Below are 9,154 nucleotides of genomic sequence, written 5' to 3' on the forward strand. Positions count from 1 at the left end.
TTAAAGGATAATGAATGAAAAAAATGGTTTTGGTATCGGTTTTACTAGCAGGGTTTTTGCAAGCGGTGAATTTGGATCTATCTTCAGCTAAAACGACATGGACAGCCTTTAAAACTAAGGCTAAAACGCCGGTGAGTGGGAGTTTTGAAAGCATCACTTATAAACTAGGCAAATCTCAAGATAGTTTGAAAACCCTTTTAGAAGGGGCGAGTGCGAGCATGGATAGCTTGAAAGTCAATTTGGGCGATGACACTAAAAACAAAAACGTTAAGGAAGCTTTTTTCGCTCTTTTTAAAAACACTAACATTAAAGTAACTTTTAGAAATGTGATAGAAGGCGATCATGCAGGTTCTCTTACGGCTTATGTGAGGATGAATGAAAAGCTGGTGAAAGTGCCTATGCAATACACGATTGCTGATGATAAGCTCGTGGTTAAAGGGGTTTTGGATTTATTGAATTTTGGCTTGAAAAACGAATTAGCGAGCTTGGCTAAACGATGCGAGAGCTTTCATGAGGGCTTGACTTGGTCGCAAGTGGAAATCCAATTTGAAAGCATGATCAAGGGATAATGTAAAATCATGGAGTTGTTGCACAGCATTAATGATTTTAATGAAGCCAAGCAAGTGATTGCTGGGGGGGTCAATTCGCCTGTGAGGGCGTTTAAGAGCGTTAAAGGCACTCCACCCTTTATTTTAAAAGGTAAGGGGGCGTATCTTTATGATGTGGATAACAATCATTATATAGATTTTGTGCAAAGTTGGGGGCCTTTGATTTTTGGGCATGCTGATGAAGAGATTGAAGAAAATATTATTAACGTCTTAAAAAAAGGCACTTCTTTTGGCGCTCCCACGGAGTTAGAAACCACTTTAGCTAAGGAAATCATTTCTTGTTATGAAGGCTTAGATAAGGTGCGTTTAGTGAATAGCGGCACAGAAGCGACCATGAGTACGATACGACTCGCTAGAGCTTATAGCCAAAAAGACGATTTGATCAAGTTTGAAGGGTGCTACCATGGGCATAGCGACTCTTTGTTGGTGAAAGCGGGTAGCGGGTGCGCTACTTTTGGCTCTCCTTCTTCTTTAGGCGTGCCGAACGATTTTAGCAAACACACTCTGGTGGCTCGTTATAACGACTTGAACTCCGCAGAAGAATGCTTTAAAAAAGGCGATGTGGGTTGCGTCATCATTGAACCCATTGCTGGGAATATGGGGTTAGTGCCGGCTCAAAAAGAGTTTTTATTGGGCTTAAAGGCTTTGTGTGAAAAATACCAAGCGGTGCTGATTTTAGATGAAGTGATGAGCGGGTTTAGAGCGAGTTTGAGCGGTTCACAAGAATTTTATGGCGTGGTGCCGGATTTGGTAACCTTTGGTAAGGTGATAGGCGCGGGGCTTCCTTTGGCGTGTTTTGGGGGGCGTGCGGAAATTATGGACTTGCTTTCACCCATTGGAGGCGTGTATCAAGCAGGCACTTTGAGCGGTAACCCCCTAGCGGTGTGTGCGGGGTTGAGCACGCTTTATAAAATCAAAAGAGACAAAACCCTTTATACCCGCTTAAACGCTTTAGCTATTCGTTTGACTCAAGGTTTAAAAAAGAGCGCTCAAAGTTATAACATCGCTTTAGAGACACTCAACAGAGGGAGCATGTTTGGCTTTTTCTTTAACGAAAATGCGGTGTGCGATTTTGATGACGCTTTAAAAAGCGATACAGAAATGTTTGCGAAATTCCACCAAAAAATGCTCTTTAAAGGCGTGTATTTGGCGTGCTCAAGCTTTGAAACCGGCTTTATTTGTGAGCCTATGACTGAAGAGATGATTGATTTAGCGGTTGCAAAGGCTGATGAAAGTTTTGATGAAATCATAAAGGGCGTGTGAATTTTTGAAAAAGCCAAAGTATTATAAATTCATAGAGGGGGCGAATTATTTGAGCTTGGGGCTTTCTATGGTGGTAGCGATCCTTATGGGCGTGGCTATAGGCTATGGGCTTAAAAAGCTCACTCACATTTCGTGGCTTTTTTGGCTTGGGGTTATCTGGGGCGTGTTAGCGAGCTTTCTTAATGTCTATAAAGCTTATAAAAACATGCAAAAAGACTATGAAGAATTAGCCAAAGACCCCAAATACACACAAAATAAAACAAAATAAATGCCATAAAATCCCATGTGCCAAATCCAATGCTTGCTTATTTTACTTTTTATCAATATAGTTAGCGCGATTATCGTTTATTTTTTCCAAGCATTTCAAGGGGTTTTGAATTTTGAAGGGGGGTTTTTAGGGTTTTTTATCGTGGCGTTGTCTTCGTATTACGGCGTTAAAAAGCGTTTGGATTTAAGGAAACAAAATGGAGAAAAAGAAGAAAAGCAAAAATTCCAAAAATTCGCCCTGGGTTTGGAAATGTCTTTCAATGTGTGGCGTTTAGGGGGGTATGGGGTTTTACTAGGCATTTTAGGAACGCTTTTATTCTTGCATCTTTTTAACGGATTGTCGTTTCTTATCGGCGTGTTTGTGAGCTCGCTCTCTAGCGCGTTATTACGATTCTTAAACAATAATGGTAAGTTTTGACACAAACTCACATGGATTTTAACCCCTTTAATCCTCTTTTAATTTTTAATCCTATACAATAAAAACAAAAATGGGAGTGGATCTTGAAAACAAAAAATCCCGCTAAAAGAATCCTAAAAACCGCCGTGATTCAAATGCAATCCAAACCCTACGCCTTAAATGAAAACCTGCAATTAGCACTCAACCTAGCCAAAGAAGCCCACAACAAAGGTGCGAATCTCATTGTTTTACCGGAATTGTTTGATAGTGGTTATTGCGTGAATGATAAAGACGCAGAGTTTGGGATAGATCTCAAAGCGATAAAGCATGGCGAGGAAACGCTAAAAAACGAGACTTTAAGAGCGTTAAGCGATTTTGCGAAGTCTAGCGATACGCATATCGTGGCGTGCAGTATTGAAAAAACCAATCAAAAACTCTACGACAGCGCTTATATCATTCCACCAAAAGGAAAAATCGTTGGAAAACACCGCAAGATTTATTTGTGGGGCGATGAAAAATCACGCTTCAAAAGGGGTAAAAAATACGAGGTTTTTACGCTGGATTTTGGGGATTTTAGCACGAAAGTGGGTTTGCAAATTTGCTATGAAATCGGCTTTGGCGTGGGTGCGAATCTTTTAGCGTTACAAGGGGCTGAGATTTTAATCTATCCTAGCGCGTTTGGCAAGGCTAGGGCTTATAATTGGGATTTATTGAGCAGGGCTAGAGCGTTAGAAAATGGCTGTTTTGTGTGCGCGTGCAATCATAGTGGGGAAGAAACTAACGCTCAATTAAAACAAACGCTAGAATTTGCCGGCGATTCAAGAATCATCGCGCCCAACGGGAAAATCATCGCACAAGCCACCAAGCTTAATGAAGCCATTATCGCTGAAATGGATTTAAACGAAGCGGCGCTGCAACGCCAAAAAATTCCTTATTTACAAGATTTTGACACCAAACTCACCAAAAAGGGGTTTGGAAAACTCACTTAAAAAGGAGCGATTATGGCAAAAGAAATTTTAGTGGCTTATGGCGTGGATATTGATGCGGTGGCTGGTTGGTTAGGGAGCTATGGCGGGGAGGATTCGCCTGATGATATTTCGCGCGGGCTTTTTGCGGGTGAAGTGGGGATCCCACGGCTTTTGAAATTGTTTAAAAAATACCATCTCCCTGCGACTTGGTTTGCACCTGGGCATTCTATTGAAACTTTTCCAGAGCAAATGAAAATGATCGTGGATGCAGGGCATGAAGTGGGCGCTCATGGGTATTCGCATGAAAATCCTATCGCTATGAGTGCCAAGCAAGAAGAAGATGTTTTGTTAAAAAGCGTTGAATTGATTAAAGATCTCACCGGCAAAGCCCCTACAGGCTATGTGGCACCGTGGTGGGAGTTTTCCAATATCACTAATGAATTGCTTTTAAAACACGGCTTCAAATACGACCACTCGCTCATGCACAATGATTTCACGCCTTATTTCGTGCGCGTGGGGGATAGTTGGAGCAAGATTGATTATAGTTTGGAGGCTAAGGATTGGATGAAGCCCTTAATCCGTGGGGTGGAAACCGATTTGGTGGAAATCCCTGCGAATTGGTATTTGGACGATTTACCGCCGATGATGTTTATCAAAAAATCCCCCAATAGCTTTGGTTTTGTAAGCCCGCGCGATATAGGGCAAATGTGGATCGATCAATTTGATTGGGTTTATCGTGAGATGGATTATGCGGTGTTTAGCATGACAATCCACCCTGATGTGAGCGCTCGCCCGCAAGTGTTGCTCATGCATGAAAAAATCATTGAGCATATCAACAAGCACGAGGGCGTGCGTTGGGTAACGTTCAATGAAATCGCTGATGATTTCTTAAAACGAAACCCTAGAAAAAAATAGCGGTTGGAATTGTCTCTAAGTTGGTGTGAATTTAGCGATTCACACCAATTGCTACAAATAAACTTTCAATTCATTCTCCATTAGTTTGATTGCTTTAATGAGAATCTGTTCATCTAAAGGTTTGAAATATTTGTGTATGGGTTTGTTTATATCTCTTTCGCCTTTGAGTAAGGTTACTATATTCAGATTCACGCTTTCAAAGTAGCTCATTATAGCATGCGTGGATTTTGATCCCAATGGGGTTTCTGGTAAAGCTGAATAATCCCCTCCTAATTGACTTTCTAGCTGAAATAAATAACAAGATATATTTGGATATAAAGTTTTAAGGAGATGAAAATCTACTAATATTCGCTTTAGCATAGCATTTTCCGTATAGTTTTTACACTCTATCCCCATAACCAATTGATTATCCACAAATATATGTTTATCAACGCTCAATCCGTAATAATAATCTTTCTTACGCTCTAATATATATGCCCTTACTTGTTTGTTAGCTATATTTTCTATGTAGCTGTCTTTGATAGGAATCTTTATTTTTTTAGAATTTATTTCAAGCCTATTAGCTTTAGCGCCAATATTTTGCCACGCTATTTTTACAATCTCTTCGCTGATATCTTCTAGTAATTTGCCTTTAGTGCTTCTTATAACTCCACCATACGCCCTGCTACCTTGCCCTGAAGCATCTTTATCAATATCTTTAACCACGCTATTATAGACTTGTATAATATCTTTTATAGAACTCAAATCACATCTTTCAATTAAATAAATTTGTTACTTCTTTTAGTCTTGCTCTTGCTACTTCACAATACTTTTCACTAATGTCTATGCCTATGAATCTGCGCCCTAATTGTTTGGCGACTTTTGTCGTTGTCCCTGCACCATTAAATGGATCTAATATAATATCATTTTGATAGGAAAATAATTTTAAACACCGCTTTACTAATTCTTCTGGAAACATTGCATCATGCCCATATTGTTTCATGTTGCGTTCTGGGGCAAAGTTCCACTTTCCATAAACCCATTTTTTAAATTCATCATCGGTTATGTCAATGCTGTCTTTATCGCCTTCTTTTTTAAGGTTATTTTTGCAAAAAATTTCAATAAATTCCCACGAATATTTTAAATATGGTGCAGCAGGGCTTTTCCAGCTTCCCCAAGTGCAGTATTTGCAGTTGTAGTTATTCTTTTCCCATAAAATCTCGCCTTTCCAAATAAGCCCTTCATCAACAAAAAATTTGCTGATAAAATGGTGTGTAGGGATATAATCGCTAAACATAGGCTGGATATTGACAATGATTCGCCCTCCGCTTTTTAATACGCGAATACACTCTTTAAAAATGGCAAAAAGCGTGTTGAAATACTCTTGCCAAAGATTTGCATCCTGCGTTGTGCTGTAGTTGATACCAAAGTTGTAGGGTGGCGAAGTTAGCACTATATCTATGCAATTATTTGGGAGCTTTTTTAAAAACTCCAAGCTATCTTCGCAGTAAATTTGATTAAGACAGCTTTGAATCTCATTTGTCTCCTTGCTAAACTCTTTTTTGTAAGATTCGTAAGCCAATCTTGCCTTTGCGTTTTGCTTTTTGTTGACGACTTTTTTGGCTTTGTTGAAGCTCTTAAATACGATTTTGCCATTTTGACTAGAAAATGAGCGAATTTTATACAACTCCTCTAATGTCTTTTGAACTAGCGTATTTTGTGTAGTAGATTCAAGCATTTTTAAATCCACAATGTCAAAATTAAGCGTGATATTTGAAGGATTAACAATCGATTCAATACCGCAAGATTGCAACAATGAAAGCGCGTCTGTTATCTCATCTGGCGCATAAATATTTTCTAGTGTAAGAGTTCTATAATCCTGCATTAAATTTCCTAATCAATAAACAATTAAACAGCACGAGATTTATTCTTGTTTTTTCAGTAAAATTGTAGCATGATTTAGATTTAAAAGGTTGAAAGATGTGCGTTTTATGCGGGGAGCTTATCAGTTCTTTTCATTGGAGTGATGAAAATTATGGGAGTGATGAAAATTTGAAAGAGCCAAATGCACTTATTAGCACGAATGAAAACGCTAGAGAACGCAAAAGAGCACGGCTCAAACGAGTGGGATTGCTCAATCAAATTTTGGCGTTTTATGGGCTAAAAATTAATGATTGGCAAGGCGCGAAATTTGTGCTGTGCGATAAAAAAGGGCAAAGCGTGATCGTGAATGATTTAGGCGATTTGTGGGGTAAGGCGCAAAAATTAGCCAAAAAAGAGATGGACGCGCTAGATTCTCATCTGTTAGCGTTTTTAAATCAAAATACAAATACCACTCACTGATGCCCAAAATCCCTATCACGCTCATCACCGGTTTTTTAGGCAGCGGTAAAACGAGTTTTTTAAGCGAATATTTAAACCAAATAGATCACCAAGGCGTCGCTCTTATCATCAATGAAATCGGTCAAGCCGCTTTGGATCAGCGCATCTTAAGCGTTCAATATTGCGGTGAAAAAATGCTCTATCTTAACGCAGGGTGCGTGTGTTGCAACAAACGCTTAGATTTAGTGGAGTCTCTAAAAGCCACGCTCAACAACTATGAATGGCGCGGCGAAATTCTAAAGCGCATCATCATTGAAACCACCGGTTTAGCCAACCCGGTGCCGATTTTATGGACGATTTTGAGCGATGTTTTTTTAGGGGCGCATTTTGAGATTCAAAGCGTGGTGGCTTGCGTGGATGTTTTGAACGCTAAAACGCATTTAACAAACAACGAAGCTAAAGAGCAAATCGTTTTTGCTGATAGCGTTTTATTGACCAAAACGGATTTGCAAAACGACAGCAGGGCTTTAATCAAATTAAAAGAGCGGATACAAGCCCTTAACCCTAGCGCAGAAATTTTTGACAAGAAAAATATAGATTACGAAAGCTTTTTTTTACGCAACAATAGGGCGCGAAATTTTATGCCAAGAATGCCAAAAGATTCGCACTCGCAAGGCTTTGAGACTTTAAGCATCAGGTTTGAAGGGGCGATGAAGTGGAGCGCGTTTGGGATTTGGCTGAGTTTGTTGTTGCATCAATACGGCACACAGATTTTACGCATCAAGGGGATTATTGATATTGGAAGCGATCTTTTGGTGAGTATTAACGGCGTGATGCATGTCATTTACCCGCCTAAGCATATTTTAAAGGATCAAAATGGCTCTAATCTCGTTTTTATCATGCGTCATTTAGAGCGTGAAAAAATCTTAAATTCCTTAAAGGGTTTTAAGGATTTTCTCGGCATTAAGGGTTTTGAAACCCCATAATTTTTCTATTTATGGATAGCTGTTTGCATTTTGATAGGGAAAAGAACGATGAAGCTTAAAACCAAACACACCCCACAAATAACAAAAATCAAAACATAGCCCAAATCCCCTAAAAAGATCGTAAAAAGATACGAGAAAAGCGCTTGGAAAATGCCAAAAGAAAACACCACCCACGAAGACGCTTGAGCGAAATGCTTCGCGCCTGCAATTTTTAAAGCCATCATGCTGAATAAATTGATATTGGCGGTTGTGGCCGCTCCCATTATAAAGATGCTTAAATTGAGTAAAGAGATTTGGTGGAAAAAAATGGGCAAAAAGCATGCGATGGATTTTAAAATAAGGATAAAGATATTGGCGTTTTTAGCCCCTAGCTTTTGAGCCATGGGGCCGCTGATTAAAGAGCCAAGCGTGGCTCCAAAACCAAAAAACGCCCATGAAGTTCCAGCGATAGTGGGGGAGATATTTAAATGACGGATCAAATAATCCACCCAAAAAAGCGTGTGCGGTAAAAAACCAATCGCATTGAGCGCGCAAGAAATGAGCAATAACCACAAATGAAAGGGGATTTTAAACGCGCTTTCTTCTTTTTTAACGGATTTTTTCCTTAAAGAGCGGGTTTTTAACCCCACTAAGGAAAGGATAAAGGCTATCAAACAACTGCCCCCTAAAAAAATCCATGCCCATTTGATATTATAAGAGCTGATCCAAGGCAGAACAAACCCGCTAAAAACAGATCCAATGCCTACAGCGCTAAAAATAAGCCCCCCCACTAAGGCTTTTTTATGTTCTTTGACATAGGGCAAAGAGAGAGGAGCGACTAAAATCATTAAAGCACTACTAGCCACACCGGCGATAAAACGCCAGATCCAAAGCCAAAAGAAAGGGATACTATCAAAATAACAGACTAAAAAACTCAAAGCGATCAAGCCAAAACTGATTTTAGCGATGCTTTCTAATGACATTAACGGGCTTAAAAATTGGATTAAAAAACTCCCAAAAACATAGCCCATTAACACCGCAATCCCTAATTGGAAGCTTTGGTGTGGGGTTAAACTCCCTGATAAAATGAGTAGGGGGATTAAAACCACATAGCCAAAACGAGCCAAGCCGTTAGACACAAAAACCCCTAAAAAGCAAACAAACACGCGCATTTTGATCCTTAACAAATGACAAGTTATAAAAAGATTTTGTGTTATTATATTGAAACTTGTTAATTGATAGCGCATAATGAGAGCGAGATGAGAATAAATTCAAGGGGCGTTCATGCCATTTAGTGGGCGTTCGTATCGTTAAAGGGCTATCCCACGATTGAGCAAAAAAAGTTAAACAATTGATAAATGGTGGGATTAAGGATTTAACGCATGCGTTCTTTTGGTGTTAGTAACATGCGATTAGCACTTAGTAAAAATAAAATAATGCCACCAATAATGAAAAATGTTGAAGTTGCTA

At 39.4% G+C, this 9,154-nt stretch carries 11 protein-coding genes; 8 read left to right on the top strand and 3 right to left on the bottom strand.

The window, feature by feature from the left end; all coding sequences use genetic code 11:
* Nucleotides 1-14: 14 nt before the first annotated feature.
* From H7O61_RS04665 to H7O61_RS04690, 6 genes are all read left to right on the top strand, one after another.
* The gene (locus H7O61_RS04665; protein ID WP_000738980.1) at nt 15-569 is read left to right on the top strand and encodes a YceI family protein; all 555 of its coding nucleotides are present in this window, start codon (nt 15-17) and stop codon (nt 567-569) included.
* 9 nt (nt 570-578) lie between these two features.
* The gene (hemL, locus tag H7O61_RS04670; protein ID WP_187875288.1) at nt 579-1,871 is read left to right on the top strand and encodes a glutamate-1-semialdehyde 2,1-aminomutase; all 1,293 of its coding nucleotides are present in this window, start codon (nt 579-581) and stop codon (nt 1,869-1,871) included.
* Between the two features lie 4 nt (nt 1,872-1,875).
* Nucleotides 1,876-2,139 (top strand): AtpZ/AtpI family protein, encoded by a 264-nt coding sequence (locus H7O61_RS04675; RefSeq protein ID WP_000743087.1) that lies wholly within the window; start codon nt 1,876-1,878, stop codon nt 2,137-2,139.
* Nucleotides 2,140-2,154: 15 nt separating this feature from the next.
* Entirely contained in the window at nt 2,155-2,556 is a 402-nt protein-coding gene (locus tag H7O61_RS04680) for a hypothetical protein (RefSeq protein ID WP_053576858.1), read from the top strand.
* 83 nt (nt 2,557-2,639) lie between these two features.
* Entirely contained in the window at nt 2,640-3,524 is an 885-nt protein-coding gene (locus H7O61_RS04685; protein ID WP_187875289.1) for a carbon-nitrogen hydrolase family protein, read from the top strand.
* 12 nt (nt 3,525-3,536) lie between these two features.
* Nucleotides 3,537-4,418: a polysaccharide deacetylase family protein gene (locus H7O61_RS04690; protein WP_078280418.1), complete on the top strand. Its 882-nt coding sequence runs from the start codon at nt 3,537-3,539 to the stop codon at nt 4,416-4,418.
* A 51-nt stretch (nt 4,419-4,469) separates the two neighbouring features.
* On the opposite strand, the gene H7O61_RS04695 is transcribed toward H7O61_RS04690, so the two are convergent.
* Nucleotides 4,470-5,162, bottom strand: a complete 693-nt coding sequence (locus H7O61_RS04695; RefSeq protein WP_165549560.1) for a restriction endonuclease — start codon at nt 5,160-5,162, stop codon at nt 4,470-4,472.
* A 10-nt stretch (nt 5,163-5,172) separates the two neighbouring features.
* Nucleotides 5,173-6,282, bottom strand: a complete 1,110-nt coding sequence (locus H7O61_RS04700; RefSeq protein WP_187842287.1) for a DNA-methyltransferase — start codon at nt 6,280-6,282, stop codon at nt 5,173-5,175.
* Nucleotides 6,283-6,377: 95 nt separating this feature from the next.
* Between H7O61_RS04700 and H7O61_RS04705 the strand changes: the two genes are divergently transcribed.
* Together H7O61_RS04705 and H7O61_RS04710 are read left to right on the top strand one after the other, a co-directional pair.
* The gene (locus tag H7O61_RS04705) at nt 6,378-6,740 is read left to right on the top strand and encodes a hypothetical protein (protein ID WP_120959351.1); all 363 of its coding nucleotides are present in this window, start codon (nt 6,378-6,380) and stop codon (nt 6,738-6,740) included.
* Entirely contained in the window at nt 6,740-7,705 is a 966-nt protein-coding gene (locus tag H7O61_RS04710) for a CobW family GTP-binding protein (RefSeq protein ID WP_079332580.1), read from the top strand. The genes H7O61_RS04705 and H7O61_RS04710 overlap by 1 nt, the downstream gene beginning before the upstream one ends.
* 5 nt (nt 7,706-7,710) lie before the next feature.
* Here the strand turns inward: H7O61_RS04710 and H7O61_RS04715 are convergent, their stop codons facing one another.
* Nucleotides 7,711-8,856 (bottom strand): YbfB/YjiJ family MFS transporter, encoded by a 1,146-nt coding sequence (locus H7O61_RS04715; protein ID WP_001263616.1) that lies wholly within the window; start codon nt 8,854-8,856, stop codon nt 7,711-7,713.
* Nucleotides 8,857-9,154 lie beyond the last annotated feature (298 nt).

It is taken from the genome of Helicobacter pylori (genome assembly GCF_014496965.1).
GTDB lineage: Bacteria > Campylobacterota > Campylobacteria > Campylobacterales > Helicobacteraceae > Helicobacter > Helicobacter pylori_CZ.

Bases quoted from the DNA above. Each gene is read 5' to 3' on its own strand.
- H7O61_RS04665 (WP_000738980.1), top strand. From the start codon at position 15: ATGAAAAAAATGGTTTTGGTATCGGTTTTACTAGCAGGGTTTTTGCAA.
- hemL (WP_187875288.1), top strand. From the start codon at position 579: ATGGAGTTGTTGCACAGCATTAATGATTTTAATGAAGCCAAGCAAGTG.
- H7O61_RS04680 (WP_053576858.1), top strand. From the start codon at position 2,155: ATGTGCCAAATCCAATGCTTGCTTATTTTACTTTTTATCAATATAGTT.
- H7O61_RS04690 (WP_078280418.1), top strand. From the start codon at position 3,537: ATGGCAAAAGAAATTTTAGTGGCTTATGGCGTGGATATTGATGCGGTG.
- H7O61_RS04700 (WP_187842287.1), bottom strand. From the start codon at position 6,282: ATGCAGGATTATAGAACTCTTACACTAGAAAATATTTATGCGCCAGAT.
- H7O61_RS04705 (WP_120959351.1), top strand. From the start codon at position 6,378: ATGTGCGTTTTATGCGGGGAGCTTATCAGTTCTTTTCATTGGAGTGAT.
- H7O61_RS04710 (WP_079332580.1), top strand. From the start codon at position 6,740: ATGCCCAAAATCCCTATCACGCTCATCACCGGTTTTTTAGGCAGCGGT.
- H7O61_RS04715 (WP_001263616.1), bottom strand. From the start codon at position 8,856: ATGCGCGTGTTTGTTTGCTTTTTAGGGGTTTTTGTGTCTAACGGCTTG.